The following is a 19,142-nucleotide window of genomic DNA, read 5'->3' on the forward strand; positions in this document are numbered from 1 at the left end:
AAACGGCGAGAGAATCGGTAAATTCCGCAGGAGGTGGCGGGGTGCGCGGATTTTTTTCTGCCTGATCAAAAGGCAGTTTTAGCCAAGCCTGCTTGGATAAACATCAAATTAAAACCAAAAAAAACGCCCGCACGAGGCGGGCGCTGAGTTATTGAGGCAGGTTTCATACAGGCAAGAAACCTATCGAGCAGTGACCTCTTTATACGCGGTTCTGCGCCGCACTCCAAGCTAAAAGTTTGAAAACGGGCGCGGGTCGGCGTAACTTGGTGAACAATAAGAATACAGGCAGAGGCGACCTTTACATAATGTCACAGCAGTACATTCACCTGTTCAAAAAAGGCACAGCGGCGCTGATGCTTTCCACGGCATTTGCAGGTGCCGCGATGGCCGAGCCGACTCATGGTCTTGCGATGTATGGCGTGCCTGAGCTTCCCGCCGATTTCACCGCCCTGCCCTATGTGAACCCCGATGCGCCCAAGGGCGGCCGGATTGTCACCGGTGAGGGCGGCACATTCGACAGCCTCAATCCCTTTATCCAGAAAGGCAATGCTCCGTGGCAGTTGCGGTTCATGATGGCCGAAGGCTTGATGGGGCGTGCCTTTTCGGAGCCGTTCACGCTCTATTGCTTGCTCTGCGAAACGGTCGAGACCGACGAGAATCGTACTTGGGTCGAATTTACCCTGCGCGACGAGGCGCGGTTTTCCGACGGCTCTCCGGTGACTGTCGAGGATGTCATGTGGTCTTTCGAGACCTTGGGCACCAAGGGGCATGGCCGCTATGCCGCGCTCTGGGCACAGATCGAACGTATGGAGCAGACCGGCCCCAACAAGGTGAAATTCACCTTCAACGTCGAAAACCGCGAGCTGGCGCTTTTGACAGCCATGCGCCCGATCCTCAAGAAATCCTATTGGGACGACAAGGATTTCACCCAGTCAGGCATCGAGAATATCCCTGTGACATCTGCGCCCTATGTGGTGACGGACGTCAATCCCGGCATGTATGTCGAGTTGAGCCGCAATCCGGACTATTGGGGCAAGGACTTGCCGTTTATGCGCGGTCAGGCGAATTTCGATACGGTCCGCTTCGAATATTTTGCCGACCCCTCGCTGGTGATCGAGGCGTTCAAAGCCGGAGAGCTGAACGCGCACCGCGAAGTCAATGTGCAGATATGGGACGATCACTATGACTTCCCCGCCGTGGAGCGTGGCGATGTCATCAAATCCGTGATCCCGCACCAGCGCCCGACAGGGATGACAGGGTTTGCCATGAACACCCGCCTGCCCCAATTTGCCGACTGGCGCGTGCGTCAGGCGATGATCGAGGCCTTCAATTTCGACTATATCAACGAGGCCCAGACAGAGAGCCAGCAGAGTCGGATCACCTCTTATTTCTCCAACTCGCCGCTCGGGATGCGCCCCGGTCCCGCCGAAGGCCGCGTTCTGGAGATGTTGGAACCATATAAGGACGATCTCCTGCCCGGTGTGCTTGAGGGCTATAGCTTTCCGAAAACCTCGGGGCGCGAAATGGATCGTGGCGCGATGCGTCGGGCGTTGAAGCTGATGGAAGAGGCCGGTTGGACCATTCAGGACGGCCAGATGAAAAACGCAGAAGGACAGCCGTTTACCTTCGAAATCGTGTTGAGTGTCGGTGAAGATGAAAACCAGTCGATCATCGACACCTACACCCAGATGCTGCTCCAGCTCGGCATCCAGCCGAAAATCTCCATCGTCGACAAGGCGCAATATACGCAACGGATGGAGAATTTTGATTTCGGCATGACGCCTGTGCGCTACGGCCTGTCGCTCAGCCCCGGCAACGAGCAATATGCCTATTTCGGACAGGTCGCCGCGCAGACGCCCGGTTCACGCAACATCCCCGGAATCAACGATCCGGTGGTGGATGATCTGATCGCGAGAATGCTGAATGCCACCGACCGCGAAGATAGCCTTGCGGCCACGCGCGCGCTGGATCGTGTGCTGACCGCAGGCCGCTACGCCATTCCGCTTTATGCGTGGAATGAAAGCTATAACGCCCATGTGAAGGAGCTTCACTACCCCGAGCCCTTGCCTTTATATGGCGATTGGATCATGTGGCGGGAAATGACATGGTATTGGGAAGAAGAGAAATGAAAAAAGCAGCAGTCCTCCTCCTCACCCTGACACTCACCTCCGCTCTGGCGTCCTGCGGGACCATTGCTGGTGTTGGCGAAGACATCACCGGCGCCTCGCGTACGGTTCAGGGCTGGTTCTGAATCGTGGTGTTGCGTCTGGTTCTGGTGTCTGTGCTGGCCTTGAGCCTTTCGGGCTGTGCGGTTGCACGCGTGGGGGCAAAGGCCACGAAGGCCACCGTCAAAACCACCTCGAAACTGGTGTTCTAAATCCGGAGCGCGAAGAGAGGCGCAACCTGTCGCGGCTCGCCTGTGGCGCGACTGGCATGGATCCGCTTTATGACAGCGAGGTCACCCAAAGGATCGTCGCGTCATCCTCGCTCACCGAAATGACGTTATGCCCCATGGAAGCGTCATAATAGGCGCTGTCACCGCGGCGCATCTCGACAGGCTCATAGAACTCTGTGATCAGCTTGATCACCCCTGTGAGCACATAGAGAAATTCCTCGCCATCATGACGCACCCAGCCGTCGAACTCCTCGAATGCGCGGGCGCGGATAGTGGCGCGATAGGGCAGCATGGATTTCTTGGTCAAAGTCCCTGCCAGCATCTCGTGCTCATAGGTCGTGGTCGGATGGGCCGTGCCCTCGCCGGCGCGTGTGACAGCCATTCGACCGGAGATCTGGGCTTTTTGCGGCGGGGTGAAGAGTTGCGGCACGGAGATCTCCAACCCCACAGCGAGCTTTTTGAGCGCGTCATAGGTCGGGGACATCTGACCGTTTTCGATCTTGGAAAGGGTCGAGCGCGCCAGACCGGCCTGCGTGGCGGCCTGCTCAAGCGTCCAGCCGCGCGCCTTACGCAAATCCCGCACGCGCAATCCCAGATCCAGAGGACGCGCCTCGTCCGGTGCGGCATCGACGCCCTCGCGGGCCAAACGGATCAGGCTTGGGGTGTGATCTTCTTCCATAGTGGCTCTTTTAGCGCGCCCGCAGATGCAAAGAAAAGGCAAAAGAAAACCCCCGGATGCTGTTTCTCGCATCTTCGGGGGCTCTTGGGGCAGGAGAGTTGGGGGGACTGCTCGTGAGGTTTTGCCTGCCCTGATCTGGTTTTAGTCCTGAAGCGGCGCGGGCTCCGTGACGGGGAGTGGCGCGGTGAGATATTCCACATCGGTCAACCCGCCGATCACCTGACGGCCGATCAATGTATCCAGAGCACCACCGGCAATAGCGAGAGCGGCCATCAGGCCGAGCACAAGGGTTGCCATCGGAAGACGAAGGCGCTGACGGAAACTGGTCTCGTTCAGCCCCATAGGACGGGCGTGGCCCTGAAAGGTCCTGAAGGAATTGGTATCTTGCGCTGCCATGACGTGAACCTCGAACCTGAGAAATGATTATGATGCAGTCAGTTAACCATGTTCTGCTCCCCCTGTCATGCATGGCGATCCGTCACATTTCCGCCCCGCCGCGCGCGGCTTTTCACAGGATCAAATCGGGAACGAATCGGAAATATGCGGAGTTTGCAAAATTGCAAACCCACCCCAAACACAAGATATAGGTCAATGAGAACATCCATATTGGTGTAAATTGTGAGGTGGGAGAATATTTTCCTTTTCTCGACACTCCCCTCACGCCGCAAGATCGTGTAGAGGCAAAGGCAACATTCATGAAAAGAGAAGCCGCATGATCACCCTCGACATCTTTCACGATCCGATTTGCCCGTGGTGCTACATCGGCAAGACACGTCTCGACCGCGCACTGGAAGCGCGCCCCGACCATCCCTTCGCAATCCAGTGGCACCCGTTCCAGCTGAACCCGACCATGCCGAAAGAAGGCATGGACCGCCTCGCCTATCTGGAAAGCAAGTTCCACGGCACCGAAGGCGCGTTGAAGGCTTACAAGCCGATCATTGATGTGATGCACAAAGAATTGCCGCAGGCGGATCTGGGCAAGATCAAACGCACACCCAACACGCTCGACGCCCATCGTCTCATTCATTGGGCCGGGATCGAAGGGCGGCAGACTGCGGCGATCTCCTCCCTCTTCCGCGCCTATTTCAAAGACGGGCGCGACATCGGCTCGCGCGCCGTTCTTGCGGAACTGGCCGCAGAGATCGAAATGGATGCGGACGCCATCGCCCGCCTTCTGGACACCGATGCCGATGTGGACGAAATCAAACGGCGCGATACTCATGCCCGCGAACGCGGCATCAACGGGGTACCATTCTTTATCATCGGCAATCAACACGCCGTGTCCGGCGCCCAGCCGACTGATTTGTGGCTGAACGTGATTGACGAACTGGCGGAACGAAACGCGCTTTAATGTTCTCTTGGAGGCAATCTCTTTTGGCGCGAACTGTCCCCTGAAATTCGACTGCTCTGTGCATAAATGCAGGACTGTCTCTTCAACTCTCGGAGTTTTCAAAGAGCCACGCCCGCACTAGGGTTCGCCAGCATTTCCCGAATGCCCCTCCCAACGAAAGTGCCCCCTATGCCGCGTCGCTTGCCGCAACTCGAATTTACGATCCTTCTCGCGCTCACCTTTGCCATGGTGGCGTTTTCCATTGATGCCATGCTGCCCGGCCTGCCCCTTATCGCAGCGGACCTGTCGCCGGACGATCCCAACAAGGCGCAGTTTGTGCTGACATCCTTCATGTTGGGTCTGGGGCTTGGCACGTTGGTGTCGGGGCCGATCTCGGACCAGTTCGGGCGCAAGCCGATTATCCTGATGGGCTTGGGCATTTACGCGATTGGCGCATTGATTTCTGCGGCGGCCCAGTCTCTTGAGATGTTGCTCTTCGGTCGTGCGCTTCAGGGGCTTGGCGCAGCCTTCCCGCGCACAGTGGGTGTGGCACTGATCCGCGATCTGTATGAAGGGCGCAACATGGCGAAAATCACGTCCTTCGTGATGACCATCTTCATGCTTGCGCCCGCCGCCGCACCGACCATTGGCGCGATCCTCATCAAAGGCATGGGCTGGCGTGGCGTGTTCGTGTCCTTCATCGTGCTGGCCTCCGTCGTCACGCTCTGGCTGACGCTGCGCCAACAGGAGACACTCCCCAAGGAAAACCGCCGGAAGATCACCTACACCCTGATGAAACAAGGCGTTGTGGAGGTGCTCGGCACCTACAATATCCGCATCTATATCGCCATGCTCATTCTGGGCTTTGGCCAGATGTTTGCGGTGCTGTCCTCCATCCAGCAAATCTATGACGAAGTCTTCAACATGGCAGAGACCTTTCCGCTCTGGTTCGGCTCCGTGGCAGTACTTGCCGCTGTGGGGGCGCTCATCAACGGCAAATTCGTCGAGCGCGTCGGAATGCACTTCATGATCCGGTTGGGTTTCGGCCTCTCCCTTGGCGGCTCTGTCATCGCGCTTCTGCTGGTGCTGAGCGGGCTGGACGAGGCCTTGGGCATCAAATTCGCGGTCTTCTACATCTGGACCGTCGCGCTGTTCCTCATCAACTCGTTTACCTTCGGCAATATCAACGCCTTGGCGCTTCAGCCGCTGGGTCATATCGCCGGACTGGCCAATTCGCTGATGGGGGCGTTCTTTACCACCGGCATGCTGTTCATCGCGGCCCCTGTCGGGCAGATGTTCAACGGCACCACCATTCCGGTCATGACCGCCGGTGTGATCTGTTCGGGGCTGGCGCTGATCCTGTTCTACTTTGAGGACAGCGCCACGGCACCGCATAACGCGCCGCCGAAACCCGCCGAATAACTCTTATTTCTTAATCGGTTGCGCGGCGACCTTCGCCAGTTTTGCAAGGTCCTGCGCAATCGAGAACGCACCCTTGATCCGGTCGCTGCCCTTCTTCCAGTCGCGGCGGATCACGATCTTGTTGTCCTTGACCTTCGCCTGACCTTTTTGCTGGTGGATGAACTGCACAAGCCCCGTCGGATTGGCATATGTGTCATTGTGGAACTGGATTGTTGCACCTTTCGGCCCGCCATCCAGACGCGCAATACCTGCCGCACGGCATTTCTCCTTGATCCGAACAACGAGCAGCAAGGTATTGACCTCTTTCGGCAATTTTCCGAACCGGTCAATCAGCTCCGCAGCAAACCCTTCCAGCTCCACCTTGCCATGCAAAGTCGAGAGACGCCGGTATAGCCCCAGCCGCACGTCGAGATCGGGCACGTAGGTTTCGGGGATCAACACCGGCACGCCCAGATTGATCTGTGGCGCCCATTCCCCGTCATCATCAAGCGTTACCGCCTCTTCGCCGGATTTGATCTTGGCAATCGCCTCTTCGAGCATGGATTGATAAAGCTCGAAGCCGACTTCCTTGACGTGACCGGATTGCTCCTCACCCACAAGGTTGCCTGCACCGCGAATGTCGAGGTCTTGCGAGGCCAGTGTAAACCCTGCCCCCAAAGTGTCGAGCGAGCCCAGAACGCGCAGCCGTTTCTCGGCTTGCGGCGTCAAAGGTGCGCGCGGTTTGGTGGTGAGATAGGCGTAGGCACGGGTCTTGGCGCGCCCCACCCGACCACGGATCTGGTAAAGCTGGGCCAGCCCGAACATATCGGCGCGATGCACCACCATCGTGTTGGCGGTCGGAATATCGATGCCGCTTTCGACAATGGTCGTCGCCAGAAGCACATCATATTTCCCGTCATAAAACGCATTCATCCGGTCGTCCAACTCGCCCGCCGCCATCTGGCCATGGGCGACCACATGGGTCAGTTCCGGCACCTGCGCTTTCAGGAAATCCTCGATCTCCGGAATGTCGCTCACACGCGGCACAACGAAAAAGGACTGCCCGCCGCGATAATGTTCGCGCAGCAAGGCCTCTCGAACGGTCACAGTATCGAATTCCGAGACATAGGTGCGGATCGACAGCCGGTCGACCGGCGGCGTTCCGATGATCGAGAGATCCCGCACACCGGTGAGCGACATTTGCAGCGTGCGCGGAATGGGTGTGGCCGAGAGTGTCAAGACATGGATGTTTGATTTCAACGACTTGAGCCGCTCTTTATGTGTAACGCCGAAGCGTTGCTCCTCGTCCACAATGAGCAGGCCCAGATTGGCGAATTTCACCGATTTGGCCAGCAAAGCATGGGTGCCGACCACAATATCGACTGTCCCGTCGGCCAGTTCCTCGCGGGTTTTCGTCATATCCTTTGCCGAAACAAAACGCGACATCGGTCTGATATTGATAGGAAAACCCCGAAACCGCTCGGCAAAGCTGCGGAAGTGCTGCCGCGCCAGAAGCGTCGTCGGTGCGATCACCGCCACCTGTGCGCCACACAGTGCCGCGACAAAGGCCGCGCGCATCGCCACTTCGGTTTTGCCAAAGCCCACATCGCCACAGATCAGGCGATCCATCGGCATGCCGCGTTCCAGATCGTCGAGGCAGTCCTCGATGGCTTTGAGCTGGTCTTCGGTCTCCGTGTAAGGGAACCGTGCGCAGAAGGCCTCCCACATATCGGCGGGTGGTTCCATGATCGGAGCCTTGCGGATATGGCGCTCGGCTGCGATCCGGATGAGCTTTTCAGCCACCTCGCGGATACGTTCCTTCATCCGTGCCTTTTTGGCCTGCCATGCTCCACCACCCAAACGGTCCAGCAATCCTTCGTCATGACCGTAGCGGCTCAGAAGTTCGATATTCTCGACAGGAAGGTAAAGCCGGTCCCCGCCCGCGTATTCGAGCAAAAGACATTCATGGGCCGCGCCCAGAGCGGTGACGACCTCCAATCCGCGGAAAATGCCGACCCCGTGTTCGACATGCACGATCAGATCGCCGGGGCTGAGGCTGGAATGTTCGGTGAGGAAGTTTTCCGCCTTTTTGCGCCGTCCCGGACGGCGGATGAGACGGTCTCCCAGCACATCCTGCTCGGAAATCACCGTCACCGATTGCCCTTCGCCCACTGGGGCTTCGAACCCCTGTTCCAGCGCCCAGACCGAAAGGTAAACTCCGCCTTTGCCTTCGGGCACATCACGCCAGTCGGAAATCTCCGTGCCTGCAACCTCCTGATCTTCCAGAAGGGTTTTGAGACGGTCCCGCGCGCCTTCAGACCATGAGGCCAGAACCACCTGTCCAAGGTCGCGCCGTTTTTGAATATGTGTGGCTAACTCCTCGAAAAGATTGATGCCTTCCATCTGGCGTTCAGGCGAGAAGTTGCGCCCCACGCGCCCGCCCGCGTCGATCACGCCCGGTCCGGAGGCCTGCGGCAAGGGGTGGAAATGGATCACGCGCCGGCCCGCAACGGCGACTTCCCACGCGGCATCGTCGAGATAGAGAAGTTTGGGCGGACAGGGTTTATAGACCGAGTCCATGCGTCCCTTGGCATTGAGCGCCTCGCGGCGGGTCTGATACTGGTCCTCAATGCCTTCCCAACGTGAAAGACGCGCCGCAGTCGATTGATCATCCAGAGAAACCGGCGCATCAGGCAGGTAGTCGAAAATCGTATCAAGCCGCTCGTGGAAATACGGCAGCCAGTGCTCCATCCCCGCGTGTTTGCGTCCGGCGGTCACTGCCTCATACAGCGGATCATCCGTGCCGGCAGAGCCGAATTCGATGCGGTAATTCTGGCGGAACCGCGTGATGGCGGGTTCGTCAAGGATCACCTCGGAGACCGGCGTGAAACTCACCTCCTTGAGGCTGTCCACGGTTTTTTGCGTTGCCGGATCAAAGCGGCGGATACCGTCCAGCTCGTCCCCGAAAAAGTCGAGCCGCACGGGCAAGGCCTGCCCCGGCGGGTAAACATCTATTATGCCGCCACGGATCGCATAGTCACCATGCTCGACCACCGTGGGGGCCTGCGTAAAACCCATACGCACGAAAAAGGCCCGTAGCTCGGCTTCATTGACGCGCTGCCCTTTCATCAGGGTGAAGGCAGCTTCTGACAGGATTTCCTTGGCTGGCAGGCGCTGGGTTGCGGCGGAAAGCGTTGTCAGGAAGACAAAGCGCTGCGGCACAGTGCCATGCGCCAAGGCCGCCAGCGCCGCCATACGCTGCGCCGAGAGATCGGCATTGGGCGACATCCGGTCATAAGGCAAACAATCCCAAGCGGGAAATTCGATCACGGGCAAATCGGGGGCAAAGAACCTCAGTCCTTCACGCAAGGCCGCAAGGCGTTTGTCGTCGCGTGCCACATGGATCACGGGGCCGCCTGTGCGGGCCACTTCGCGGGCGAGCAAATGCGCGTCGAATCCTTCGGGCGCGCCCCCGACGGTCAGATGGAGAGCTTCTGCCATGACATCAGCCCCCCAAAGGCCCGGTCACAAGGTTTTGATACATGCCCCACATGGCGGTGACAAAGATCGCACACATACCGATCAGTTGCACATAGAAGCGATGACGCCGTAGAGTCGCCACAAGTGCCTCGCCGCTGATCTCCCTGTCGCGAATTCTCTGCGCCATGCGGATATTGATCGCGGCCACAAAGAGCATCGGGAAGGCCATGAAAAACACCGCTTGGGAAAACTCGACATCGTAAACAAAGCCGGTGATGGCAAGGGTGGAAATCACCGCCCCCGCCAGAGCTGTGAGCAAAAGACCGGAAACTTCGGCGATATTGAGCACCCGTCGGGTGTTTATCCGCACAAGATCTTCGAAATCACGCATCCGTTCGCCGCCGTGACGTTTGGCCTTGAGCGCGAGATCAAAGGGCACCCCGAGGACAAAATGCGAGGTTGTAGACCAAAGCACCGCCAAAGCGATCCAATACCACAAGTTCGAAAAAGACCGCATATCGATCAGTTCGAAAAGGGTTGCGTATATGTCCAAGGCGCTGCTCTTTTCTGTCGTTTTCTGTGTCGTAAAGCGAAAATCGCGCAGGCTCAAGAGGCCGGTCAACGCGTCTTGGGCAGATTAGAGACCCCGCAGAGAGATTCCTACCCTTGAAGCGCCGGAAAATCCATGCCACCTCAGAGGAAATATCGCAACCAGAGGTCCTTCCATGCCACGTAGCACCGCCCCCTTCCCGCTCACCCGCCTGCGCCGCACGCGAAAGATGGAAACTCTGCGCGGTCTGGTGCGGGAAAATGCGCTTTTGGTCGAAGATCTGATCTGGCCGGTTTTCGTGCGCGAAGGCGAAAATGAAGCCACGCCCATCCCCTCAATGCCCGGTGTCGAACGCCTGACCATCGACCGACTGGTGAAAGCCGCCGCCGAGGCCTATGCGCTTGGCATTCCGGCGATTTGCCTTTTCCCCTATATCGAGCAGGACCTGAAAACCGAGGACTGCGCCGGTGCATGGGATCCAAACAACCTCGTGAACCGCGCCATCCGCGCCATCAAGGCTGAAGTGCCGGAACTGGCGATCATGACCGATGTGGCGCTGGACCCCTACAATATCAACGGGCATGACGGGTTTGTGGTCAATGGCGAAATCGTCAATGACATGACCGTCGAGGCTCTGGTCAAAATGGCCGTGGCGCAGGCCGAAGCGGGCGCGGACATCATCGGGCCGTCGGATATGATGGACGGTCGTATCGGCGCGATCCGCCGCGCACTGGAGACCGAAGGCTATGACAAGGTCTCGATCATGTCCTATGCGGCGAAATATGCTTCCGGATTTTACGGGCCGTTCCGCGACGCCGTGGGCGCATCGGGTGCGCTCAAAGGCGACAAGAAGACCTATCAGATGGATCCGGCCAACACTGACGAAGCGTTGCGCCTTGTTGAACGCGACCTGATGGAGGGCGCGGATATGGTGATGGTGAAGCCCGGCATGCCCTATCTCGACGTGTGCCGCCGCGTGCAGGAGACCTTCAAGGTACCGACCTTTGCCTATCAGGTCTCCGGCGAATACGCGATGCTTGAAGGTGCGTTCCAGAACGGCTGGCTGGATCGTGAAAAGGTAATGATGGAAAGCCTGATGTGTTTCAAACGCGCGGGTTGCAACGGGATCCTCACCTATTTCGCCCCTGCCGCCGCCCGCATTTTGAACGGCAAAGCCTGAATTCGCCGAAATCCGCCAGCCTGCGCCTGTCCACTGTTTCACGGTGACAGGCTGGCAAAAAAGCGGCTATAGTGCCATCAATCGAACCAAAGAGTTCTCAAATCGAGGTGATACGTGCCCCCGCAAGGGCGCGCAGCAGTCTGAAAAGGGCAAACAGATGACAATTTCCAATCGCCGGACGTTCATGATCGGTCTGGGCAGCGCGGGACTTTTGGCCGCCTGTGACAACTCCATGCGCTCCAACGGTGCGGCCACAATTGACGCGCGCGTTGATAGCACGCTGGAGTATCTTTATTCGAATTATCCGGGCACCACGACGCTGCGCGACAAATCGGTGGGGATGCTGGTCATGCCGCTGATCACCAAGGCGGGCTTTGGCATCGGCGGCTCCTACGGGCGCGGTGCGTTGCGTGTGGGTGGTGTGACCGTGGATTACTACTCCTCGGCACAGGCGACCTTCGGGCTTCAGATCGGCGCGCAGCAATACGCGCATGTGTTGTTCTTCATGACCAACGAAGCGCTTGCAGATTTCCGCAACTCTCCGGGCTGGTCGGCCGGTGCCGATATGGAATATGCGATTTCCAACCGTGGCGAGAACCTGTCTGCGGAAACCATGACCTCGCTGTCTCCGGTGATTGCAGTGGTCTTTGGTCAGGCAGGGCTGATCGCAGGCGCCACCATCGAAGGCACGAAATACACGCGGATTATTCCGTAAGATTTTTTCATGTCGAAGATAAAGAAAGCGGGCCAAGGCCCGCTTTTTATTTGAGTATTTCAGCCATCAGAAAGCCGGGCGGAAAGAAACAGACGCGCGTTCCCCGAGATCAGGGCACGGCTTCTTCGAGCACCCCGTCCGCTGACATTTGCGCATAGAGCAGGCCTTCGCGCAGGCCACGGTCCGCCACGGAAAGCCGGTCGGTAGGCCAGATGCGCAGCAGAGCCTGAAGAATGGCCGAGCCGGACATGATAAGCTCCTGACGGTCGCGCCCGATGCGCGGGTCGCGTTTGCGCCCTTCAGGTCCGAGATCGAGGTAGTCGCGGATCACGCGGTCGATCTGTTCCGAGGTCATCCGCAACCCGTCCACCTTGTTGCGGTCATAGCGCCGGAGCCCCAGATGCGAGGCCGCGATTGTGGTGACCGTGCCTGAGGTGCCGACAATCTGGAAACCTTCACGGGTGGATTCATTTGCGTAGGGCGTGAAATCGGCGAGTTTTTCTTCGAAATACCACGACATGAGGGCAAAGCGGGCGGAATCATCTTCCACATCGGAGAATTGCTCCATCAGCGTGGCAACGCCCAAAGGCACCGAAATCCAGTCCACCACCTTGGCGTGGGGAAACGGGCTGTCGGCATTCTGGAAGCCTGTGTGCAGCCGCATGATGGCCCTCGGACGTTCGGCGCGTGGCACGTTCGAGAGGTCGATCCAGACAAGTTCGGTCGAGCCGCCGCCAATATCGACCACAAGAAGCTGTTCGGTCCTGGTGGACACCAGCGGCGCACATGAGATCACGGCCAGCCGCGCCTCTTCTTCGGGCTTGATGATTTCAAGTTTCAGCCCCGTCTCGCGCTGCACCCGACGCAGAAAATCGCGGGAGTTGCGCGCCCGCCGACAGGCCTCTGTCGCGACGAGGCGCATGTGTTTGACATCGTGTTTTTCGAGTTTCTTCCGGCAGACCCGAAGCGCCTGAATTGTGCGCGAAATCGAGGTGCGACACAGCCGACCTGAGGCCTCTAACCCGTTGCCGAGCTGGACCGATTTTGAAAAACTGTCGATCACATGGAACTGACTGCCCTTCGGTTGGGCAATCAACATGCGACACGAATTGGTGCCGAGATCCAGCGCAGCATAAAGCTCAGCCGGATCGGCAGGTTTGGGTGCGAGAGGCTCGACCGCTTTCGGGAACGCGCCCGCACCGTTGGGACGCTTGGGCGCCATTGTTCACGCCCTCCATATCAAGTTACTGCCACCATAAGCGAATTTTCGCGCGTCCGGCAAGGCCTGTGCAACGTCCCGGATGTTCACAATGACCGGAGGCAGCCCATGCTTGCCCTCGTTATGCCTCGTATTTCACCAGTTTCCTGAGAGTTTTACGGTTCTGCGCCTTTCCTCGGCTCTGCCTTTCTTTTATGCGGTGCGCAGACAAACGGGCTTGGACGCCCCTCTTTGAGGCCTTGTGGAGACCGGACATGGCGCGACTGATCGCATTTAACAAACCTTTCGATGTTCTGTCGCAATTCACCGACAAGGGCACGCAAGGCTCCACGCGGAAAACCCTGTCTGCGTTTATTGATGTGCCCAAGGTCTATCCGGCGGGACGTCTGGATCGGGATAGCGAGGGATTGCTCCTGCTGACGGATGACGGGAAGTTGCAGGCGAAGATTTCGAATCCCCGTCACAAGATGGCCAAGACATATCTGGCGCAGGTCGAAGGTGATCTGACAGAGGCGGCCATTGCGCAGCTTTGTCACGGCGTGGAACTTAAAGACGGGATGACACGCCCTGCCCGTGCCAAACGGGTCACCGAGCCGGACTGGCTCTGGCCCCGCACGCCGCCGGTGCGCTACCGTAAATCCGTTCCCGAAAGCTGGCTGGAACTCACCATCACCGAAGGCCGCAACCGTCAGGTGCGCCGGATGACGGCGGCTGTGGGGTTCCCGACCCTGCGCCTGATCCGGCTGTCCATCGGACCTTGGCTGCTTGATGGATTGGAGAGCGGGGCATGGCGGGAGGAAGACCCGAAGAAAGCCAGACCGTAGACCACACCTAAAGAAGACCGGATTTAAAAACGGTTTTTCATATCAAGGGGTCGCAAATCTACTTGACCACCCGCAAGCCATTGCTTAGGTAAACCGTCACCGCGGGTATGGTGAAAAGGTATCACGGCAGCTTCCCAAGCTTTAGTTACGGGTTCGATTCCCGTTACCCGCTCCAGACACTTCTGACAGATGAGAAAAACATGTTCTGCGCCCCCCGTGACGTAGGGTTTTGCTTTGTGTTTTCATGCGCGCGCACTAGGCCTCTTTTCAAAGGGAGGACATTATGACCGCAGAATTTCTGACAATCGCCCAAACGGCTCTGGCGAAGCGGCTCGCAGGCAAGGATTTCGAAAAATCCGTATCCTTGCGCATCAAGGATGTGGGCAATCTGGTGATCCTTGGGAATGCCGCGAATGTCTCCGACGACCGTGCCGATTGCGCGATCATTGCGGACCAGCCAACCTTCGAGAAAATTCTCAAAGGCGAGTTGAACCCTATGAAAGCCGCGCTCTTTGGCAAGCTTAAAATCACAGGTGATGCCAAAACTGCCATGAAGTTCGGCGCGCTCTTCGGGTGAGCGCACCGAGGTCTGTATTTCTTATAGTTTCAAAATCTTATCAAGAAGTCTTGAGGTAATTGACAAGCTGCATGGTCGATCCGTCCTTGCCCTTGCCATCACTTTCGCCCGCCAGAACAGGTTGCAGCGCCAGCGCCAGTTCCTTGCCCAGTTCAACGCCCCATTGGTCAAAGGAATTGATGCCAAGGATTACACCTTCGACAAAGACGCGGTGTTCGTAGAGCGCCACGATCTGTCCCAGAACATAGGGGGTGAGCTTGTCATAGGCGAGCGTGGTTGAAGGGCGGTTTCCGGGGAAGACACGGTGACGCGCCTGACGCTCAAGCTCCGCCCCCTCAAAGCCCTTTTTCTTCATGATTTCTGTGGCTTCTTCCAAGGACCTGCCACGCAGCAAGGCTTCGGACTGTGCGAGACAGTTGGACACGAGCAATTCATGTTGATGCGCAAGCTCCGCCTCGTGACCGTAGCGTCCGACCATGAATTCACACGGGATCACGCGCGTGCCTTGATGGATCAACTGGTAAAACGCGTGCTGGCCATTGGTGCCCGGCTCCCCCCACACGACAGGGCCGCTATGGAAAGGCAGGGTTGTTCCGTCCATCGCCACGCGTTTGCCGTTAGATTCCATCTCCAGTTGCTGAAGATAGGCCGGAAGCCGCAAAAGCCGCTGTTCATAGGGCAACACAGCACGGGTGGTATAGCCGCAGACCTGATTGTGCCAGATGCCGACAAGCGCCAGAAGCACCGGCAGGTTTTCGATCCAGTCTTTGGATTGGAAATGGGTGTCCATCGCCTGCCCGCCGCGCAGGAATTCAGCGAACCGCTGCGGACCGATTGCGAGCATCAAAGACAGGCCAATCGGACCCCAGACGGAGTAGCGCCCGCCGACCCAGTCCTCGAAACCGAAGACCAGATCGGGGTCGATGCCGAATTCTGCGGTTTTGTCGCGCGCGGTGGAGAGTGCTGCGAAATGTTGCACAATGCCTTCTTCGCCCACGGATTTCACAAGCCAGTCCCGCGCGGTTCTGGCGTTTGTCATGGTCTCAATGGTTGTGAAGGTTTTCGAGGCCACGATGATCAGCGTGGTCTGCGGATTGAGGCCCGTCAGAACATCATGGATATGCGCCCCGTCCACATTGGAGACGAAATGGCAGCGCGGGCCATCGACATAGGGTTTGAGCGCCTCGTAGGCCATCACAGGCCCCAAATCCGACCCGCCGATCCCGATGTTCACCACATCTTCAAACGGCGCACCGGAGGTCGAGGCAATCTCTCCCCGCCGGACACGATCCGAGAAATCACCCATCCGCGCCAGCGTATGACGCACACCGGGGATCACATCCTGACCATCAACCATGACCGGACCACCGTCGAGATTACGCAAGGCCGTATGGAGCACGGCGCGCCCCTCGGTGTCGTTGATCTTGTCCCCCTCAAACATCGCGCGACGTTTTTCGGCAAGGCCGGCCTCATCTAGCAAACCAAAGAGCGCGTCACGGGTGGTCGTGTCGATATTGGTCTTGGAGTAATCGAACAACAGCCCATCGCTTTGCGCCGAAAATCCGGCGGCGCGGTTCTTGTCCTCGGCGAAAAGGTCCAGAATATGGCGCTCTTTCGCCGCCTCTGCCATGGATTTGAGGGCGGAAAAATCAACGGTCATGTCGTCTCCTTCGAGGGGCTTCTGCCCGATCTCTTTGGTGCAGTTTGGCGCAAATATATTACAAACTTGCTAATGCGTCTTGAATTTCATCCGGTTTATCGGCGGGGCCGCTTACATGGCCCAGTGAACCGTCGCCTGTGACAGAAAGGCAGACACGGGGGCCTGCATTTCGTCAAGTTTTTGCGCACGTTCAAGGGCCTCGCGTTTCTCCGGTCCCGTGATCAGGATATGCGTTGAAATCGCGGTTTTGAGCGCCTTGGCCGACAGTGTGATCCGTGGTTCGGGCGCACCGGGGGCTCGCATGGCCAGAAGTGTCGGAGCCGCATCAGACAGGCCCAGTTCAAGCTGGTCCGCGCCGGGGAACAGGCTCGCGGTATGCATATCCGTGCCCATGCCGAGCAAAAGCACATTGAGCGGCAACGTGGCCTCAATCGCGGGCATGAGGTCGGCCAAGCCCTCTTCGGGCGTCGGCACATCACGGTAAAGCGGCACAAGATGGGCATTTGCGGCCTTCCCTATCAGCAACCGCCGTTTCAGAAGCGCCGTGTTGGAGCGTTCGGAGTTTTCCGGCACCCAACGTTCGTCGTTCAGCAACACATCGATGCGCTCCCAGTCCAGCGAGACCGCAGAGAGCGTGTCAAAGACCGGCCCCGGTGTGGTGCCGCCCGGCACACAGAAACTTGCCCGCCCTTCGGTGTCCAGAGCGGTGCGCAACTGTCCGGCGATCTTGTTGGCGAGGTCGAGAAACATCACCTCGCGATCGGGATATTCGATGAAGTTCATTCCTTGATCTCCCGCCAACGGCGTCCTTCACGGTGCAACATCATGGCGGCCTCCTCGGGGCCTGAGGAATAGGCCTCGTAAGCCTTCGGCACATCACCACGTTTTTCCCAACCCTCGATGAGCGGGTCGGTCCATGCCCAAGCCGCTTCCACCTCGTCGCCGCGCATGAACAGCGTCTGGTTGCCGCGGATCACATCCATGATCAAACGCTCGTAAGCATCTGTAATCTCTTCGGCATCGTCGCCAAGAGCCTCGGCAAAAGACATATCCAAAGGCACGTCGACCAAGCGCATCCCTCCCGGACCCGGCTCCTTGATTGTCACCTTGAGAGTCATGCCCTCATTCGGTTGCAACCGGATCGACAGCACATTGGCGTGGCGTCCGGCCTCTTCGCCAAAGATCGAATGGGGCGCGTCCTTGAACATCACAGCAATCTCGGAAGTGCGGGCCTTGAGCTTTTTGCCGGTGCGCAGGAAGAAGGGCGTGCCAGCCCACCGCCAGTTGGAGATCATACAGCGCAGCGCGATGAAACTTTCTGTGGTCGAGCGCGGATCGCCCGCATCCTCTCGGTAGGACGGTTCCGTGGCAGTGGCCTCATACTGGCCGCGCACGATACTGTGGTGGTCTACCGGCTCAAGCGCACGGATCACCTTCAGCTTTTCGTCGCGCACGGCATCCGGATCAAAGCGCGACGGCGGTTCCATCGCGATCAGGCACAGAAGCTGCATCAGGTGGTTTTGCACCATGTCGCGCATCGCGCCGGAGCGGTCGTAATATTCGCCACGCCCGCCAACCCCGACGGTTTCGGCCACAGTGATCTGGATGTGATCGACGTATTGCGAATTCCACAGCGGCTCGAACAGGATATTGCCAAAGCGCACCGCCATGAGATTCTGCACCGTCTCTTTGCCGAGATAGTGGTCGATGCGGTAAATCTGGGTCTCGTCGAAATGTTTGGCCAGATCGGCGTTGAGCTTTTTGGCACTGTCGAGATCGCGGCCAAAGGGTTTTTCAACCACGATCCGTGCGCTCTCGTCCGCAATTCCGTAGCTTTGCAGGCGTTCGGCAATATCTCCGAACAGCGATGGCGCGACGGAGAAATAATAGGCTTTGACCACCCCCTCGCGCATCATCTCCTTGAGCGCGTCCCAGCCATCCGAGCCACGCGCATCGACCTGCACATAATCAAGGCGCTCCAGAAAAGCTCCGATCTGCCCCTCGTCACAGGTGTTTTTGGTGGAAAACTCTCGGATAGCATCGCGCACGAGTTGGCGGAATTCTTCTGTGTCATGTTCGGAACGGGCCGCGCCGATGATACGGGCGGTTTCCGGCATCTGACCGGCACAGAACCGCCGATAGAGTCCCGGAAGGATCTTGCGTCGGGCCAGATCGCCCGTGCCGCCAAAAATCACCAGATCGAAATCATCGACTGGAATGACGCGTGACACCATAGCTGTGTTCCTTTTCGCGGTGCGGCGCTTTGAGCCGTCTGTGTTTTTGAGCCATCTGTGTTTCTTTTGCACAACGTTATCCTACGTTAGCGCTAACCGGTCTTTTCGTAACGGCTTGCCGAATAGAAGTCTAGCACCCTCACCGCCCCTCTCAAGGCATGAGTTGAACAAAAGCAGTCGGATAGCGGAAAACCGGCCGGATTGACGGAAAATTTTGCTTGAGTATTTGACCCATCAGAAAGCCGGAACTTGCAGTTACATGTCCAGTTCGGCATCCCAGTAGAGATAATCCATCCAGCTTTCATGCAAATGCCCCGGCGGGAATTTGCGACCGATGTTGCGCAACTCTTCAGCGCCGGGGGCGCGGGGCGGTTTACGCAGGCTCATCCGCACCTGTTTGAGGGATTTGGACCCTTTCTTGAGATTACAGGGCACGCAGGCCGCGACGATATTCTCCCAAGAGGTTACACCGCCGCGTGCGCGCGGGATCACATGGTCAAAAGTCAGTTCTCCGCGCGACCCACAGTATTGGCAGCAGAATTCGTCCCGCAAAAATAAATTAAAGCGCGTGAATGCCACGCGCTTTTGAGGTTTGACATAATCTTTGAGAACGACGACCGAGGGGATCCTGATCTTGCAACTGGGACTGTGAACATAGTCGTCATATTCGGCGACAATATCCACCCTGTCGAGAAACACCGCCTTGATGGCTTCCTGCCATGGCCAGAGCGAGAGCGGATAATAGGACAAGGGCCGGTAATCCGCGTTGAGCACCAAGGCCGGATGCGCGCGCATGGCGCTCGGTTGTCTGACAAACTCTGTCCTGAAATCACCAATCATCTCGCGTGCCCACTCCGTCCACTGATCTATCTGTCGGATCAAGGACGGGAGCCACCCC

The 19,142-nt window shown here is 58.0% G+C and carries 18 protein-coding genes and 1 tRNA gene; 10 read left to right on the plus strand and 9 right to left on the minus strand.

Translation table 11 applies throughout. The features are described from left to right. The first annotated feature begins 305 nt into the window (after positions 1 to 305). From KO492_RS12085 to KO492_RS18795, 3 genes are read left to right on the plus strand one after another with little or no spacing between them, the layout of a single operon-like run. The gene (locus KO492_RS12085) at positions 306 to 2,129 is read left to right on the plus strand and encodes an extracellular solute-binding protein (RefSeq protein WP_216045198.1); all 1,824 of its coding nucleotides are present in this window, start codon (positions 306 to 308) and stop codon (positions 2,127 to 2,129) included. Then, positions 2,126 to 2,251 carry an entericidin EcnA/B family protein gene (locus KO492_RS12090; protein WP_066600167.1) on the plus strand — a complete coding sequence of 42 codons (126 nt, stop codon included), beginning with the start codon at positions 2,126 to 2,128 and terminating at the stop codon, positions 2,249 to 2,251. The genes KO492_RS12085 and KO492_RS12090 overlap by 4 nt, the downstream gene beginning before the upstream one ends. Before the next feature lie 3 nt (positions 2,252 to 2,254). Beyond that, positions 2,255 to 2,377 (plus strand): hypothetical protein, encoded by a 123-nt coding sequence (locus KO492_RS18795; protein ID WP_289847583.1) that lies wholly within the window; start codon positions 2,255 to 2,257, stop codon positions 2,375 to 2,377. A gap of 67 nt (positions 2,378 to 2,444) precedes the next feature. On the opposite strand, the gene KO492_RS12095 is transcribed toward KO492_RS18795, so the two are convergent. Together KO492_RS12095 and KO492_RS12100 are read right to left on the minus strand one after the other, a co-directional pair. Then, a complete protein-coding gene (locus KO492_RS12095) occupies positions 2,445 to 3,074 on the minus strand; it encodes a helix-turn-helix domain-containing protein (protein WP_216045199.1) in 630 nt (209 codons plus the stop codon). Between the two features lie 141 nt (positions 3,075 to 3,215). After that, a complete protein-coding gene (locus tag KO492_RS12100) occupies positions 3,216 to 3,470 on the minus strand; it encodes a hypothetical protein (RefSeq protein ID WP_216045200.1) in 255 nt (84 codons plus the stop codon). Between the two features lie 316 nt (positions 3,471 to 3,786). On the opposite strand from KO492_RS12100, the gene KO492_RS12105 reads away from it, so the two are divergent. Further along, positions 3,787 to 4,425 (plus strand): DsbA family oxidoreductase, encoded by a 639-nt coding sequence (locus tag KO492_RS12105; RefSeq protein ID WP_216045201.1) that lies wholly within the window; start codon positions 3,787 to 3,789, stop codon positions 4,423 to 4,425. A gap of 168 nt (positions 4,426 to 4,593) precedes the next feature. Further along, the gene (locus KO492_RS12110) at positions 4,594 to 5,826 is read left to right on the plus strand and encodes a multidrug effflux MFS transporter (protein WP_216045202.1); all 1,233 of its coding nucleotides are present in this window, start codon (positions 4,594 to 4,596) and stop codon (positions 5,824 to 5,826) included. 3 nt (positions 5,827 to 5,829) lie between these two features. Here the strand turns inward: KO492_RS12110 and mfd are convergent, their stop codons facing one another. Next, on the minus strand, positions 5,830 to 9,306 hold the full coding sequence (gene mfd / locus KO492_RS12115; RefSeq protein WP_216045203.1) for a transcription-repair coupling factor: 3,477 nt from the start codon (positions 9,304 to 9,306) through the stop codon (positions 5,830 to 5,832). 4 nt (positions 9,307 to 9,310) lie between these two features. Then, a complete protein-coding gene (locus KO492_RS12120) occupies positions 9,311 to 9,838 on the minus strand; it encodes a component of SufBCD complex (protein WP_216045204.1) in 528 nt (175 codons plus the stop codon). Between the two features lie 172 nt (positions 9,839 to 10,010). On the opposite strand from KO492_RS12120, the gene hemB reads away from it, so the two are divergent. Together hemB and KO492_RS12130 are read left to right on the plus strand one after the other, a co-directional pair. Beyond that, positions 10,011 to 11,015: a porphobilinogen synthase gene (gene hemB / locus KO492_RS12125; RefSeq protein WP_216045205.1), complete on the plus strand. Its 1,005-nt coding sequence runs from the start codon at positions 10,011 to 10,013 to the stop codon at positions 11,013 to 11,015. 157 nt (positions 11,016 to 11,172) lie between these two features. After that, entirely contained in the window at positions 11,173 to 11,730 is a 558-nt protein-coding gene (locus KO492_RS12130; protein ID WP_216045206.1) for a YSC84-related protein, read from the plus strand. A 109-nt stretch (positions 11,731 to 11,839) separates the two neighbouring features. On the opposite strand, the gene KO492_RS12135 is transcribed toward KO492_RS12130, so the two are convergent. Next, a complete protein-coding gene (locus KO492_RS12135) occupies positions 11,840 to 12,952 on the minus strand; it encodes a Ppx/GppA phosphatase family protein (RefSeq protein ID WP_066600142.1) in 1,113 nt (370 codons plus the stop codon). Between the two features lie 251 nt (positions 12,953 to 13,203). Between KO492_RS12135 and KO492_RS12140 the strand changes: the two genes are divergently transcribed. The 3 genes from KO492_RS12140 to KO492_RS12150 all read left to right on the plus strand — a co-directional run bounded on the left by KO492_RS12140 (position 13,204) and on the right by KO492_RS12150 (position 14,350). Next, positions 13,204 to 13,773 (plus strand): pseudouridine synthase, encoded by a 570-nt coding sequence (locus KO492_RS12140; RefSeq protein ID WP_216045207.1) that lies wholly within the window; start codon positions 13,204 to 13,206, stop codon positions 13,771 to 13,773. A gap of 101 nt (positions 13,774 to 13,874) precedes the next feature. Beyond that, positions 13,875 to 13,948, plus strand: a tRNA-Gly gene (locus KO492_RS12145). Between the two features lie 108 nt (positions 13,949 to 14,056). After that, positions 14,057 to 14,350 carry an SCP2 sterol-binding domain-containing protein gene (locus tag KO492_RS12150; RefSeq protein WP_216045208.1) on the plus strand — a complete coding sequence of 98 codons (294 nt, stop codon included), beginning with the start codon at positions 14,057 to 14,059 and terminating at the stop codon, positions 14,348 to 14,350. Positions 14,351 to 14,390: 40 nt separating this feature from the next. Here the strand turns inward: KO492_RS12150 and pgi are convergent, their stop codons facing one another. The 4 genes from pgi to KO492_RS12170 form a co-directional block, all read right to left on the minus strand. Further along, a complete protein-coding gene (pgi, locus tag KO492_RS12155; RefSeq protein WP_216045209.1) occupies positions 14,391 to 16,010 on the minus strand; it encodes a glucose-6-phosphate isomerase in 1,620 nt (539 codons plus the stop codon). A 111-nt stretch (positions 16,011 to 16,121) separates the two neighbouring features. Beyond that, on the minus strand, positions 16,122 to 16,793 hold the full coding sequence (pgl, locus tag KO492_RS12160) for a 6-phosphogluconolactonase (RefSeq protein WP_216045210.1): 672 nt from the start codon (positions 16,791 to 16,793) through the stop codon (positions 16,122 to 16,124). Next, positions 16,790 to 18,244: a glucose-6-phosphate dehydrogenase gene (gene zwf / locus KO492_RS12165; protein ID WP_216045211.1), complete on the minus strand. Its 1,455-nt coding sequence runs from the start codon at positions 18,242 to 18,244 to the stop codon at positions 16,790 to 16,792. The genes pgl and zwf overlap by 4 nt, the downstream gene beginning before the upstream one ends. A gap of 255 nt (positions 18,245 to 18,499) precedes the next feature. After that, on the minus strand, positions 18,500 to 19,084 hold the full coding sequence (locus tag KO492_RS12170) for an HNH endonuclease (protein ID WP_216045212.1): 585 nt from the start codon (positions 19,082 to 19,084) through the stop codon (positions 18,500 to 18,502). Between the last annotated feature and the right edge of the window lie 58 nt (positions 19,085 to 19,142).

It is taken from the genome of Celeribacter halophilus (genome assembly GCF_018860305.1).
In the GTDB taxonomy this organism is placed as follows: domain Bacteria; phylum Pseudomonadota; class Alphaproteobacteria; order Rhodobacterales; family Rhodobacteraceae; genus Celeribacter; species Celeribacter halophilus_A.

Coding starts and splice junctions, on each gene's coding strand:
- pgi (WP_216045209.1), bottom strand. CDS start 16,010: ATGACCGTTGATTTTTCCGCCCTCAAATCCATGGCAGAGGCGGCGAAA.
- KO492_RS12150 (WP_216045208.1), top strand. CDS start 14,057: ATGACCGCAGAATTTCTGACAATCGCCCAAACGGCTCTGGCGAAGCGG.
- KO492_RS12110 (WP_216045202.1), top strand. CDS start 4,594: ATGCCGCGTCGCTTGCCGCAACTCGAATTTACGATCCTTCTCGCGCTC.
- hemB (WP_216045205.1), top strand. CDS start 10,011: ATGCCACGTAGCACCGCCCCCTTCCCGCTCACCCGCCTGCGCCGCACG.
- KO492_RS12090 (WP_066600167.1), top strand. CDS start 2,126: ATGAAAAAAGCAGCAGTCCTCCTCCTCACCCTGACACTCACCTCCGCT.
- KO492_RS12095 (WP_216045199.1), bottom strand. CDS start 3,074: ATGGAAGAAGATCACACCCCAAGCCTGATCCGTTTGGCCCGCGAGGGC.
- pgl (WP_216045210.1), bottom strand. CDS start 16,793: ATGAACTTCATCGAATATCCCGATCGCGAGGTGATGTTTCTCGACCTC.
- KO492_RS12170 (WP_216045212.1), bottom strand. CDS start 19,084: ATGATTGGTGATTTCAGGACAGAGTTTGTCAGACAACCGAGCGCCATG.
- KO492_RS12105 (WP_216045201.1), top strand. CDS start 3,787: ATGATCACCCTCGACATCTTTCACGATCCGATTTGCCCGTGGTGCTAC.
- KO492_RS12135 (WP_066600142.1), bottom strand. CDS start 12,952: ATGGCGCCCAAGCGTCCCAACGGTGCGGGCGCGTTCCCGAAAGCGGTC.
- KO492_RS12130 (WP_216045206.1), top strand. CDS start 11,173: ATGACAATTTCCAATCGCCGGACGTTCATGATCGGTCTGGGCAGCGCG.
- mfd (WP_216045203.1), bottom strand. CDS start 9,306: ATGGCAGAAGCTCTCCATCTGACCGTCGGGGGCGCGCCCGAAGGATTC.
- zwf (WP_216045211.1), bottom strand. CDS start 18,244: ATGGTGTCACGCGTCATTCCAGTCGATGATTTCGATCTGGTGATTTTT.
- KO492_RS12085 (WP_216045198.1), top strand. CDS start 306: ATGTCACAGCAGTACATTCACCTGTTCAAAAAAGGCACAGCGGCGCTG.
- KO492_RS12100 (WP_216045200.1), bottom strand. CDS start 3,470: ATGGCAGCGCAAGATACCAATTCCTTCAGGACCTTTCAGGGCCACGCC.
- KO492_RS12140 (WP_216045207.1), top strand. CDS start 13,204: ATGGCGCGACTGATCGCATTTAACAAACCTTTCGATGTTCTGTCGCAA.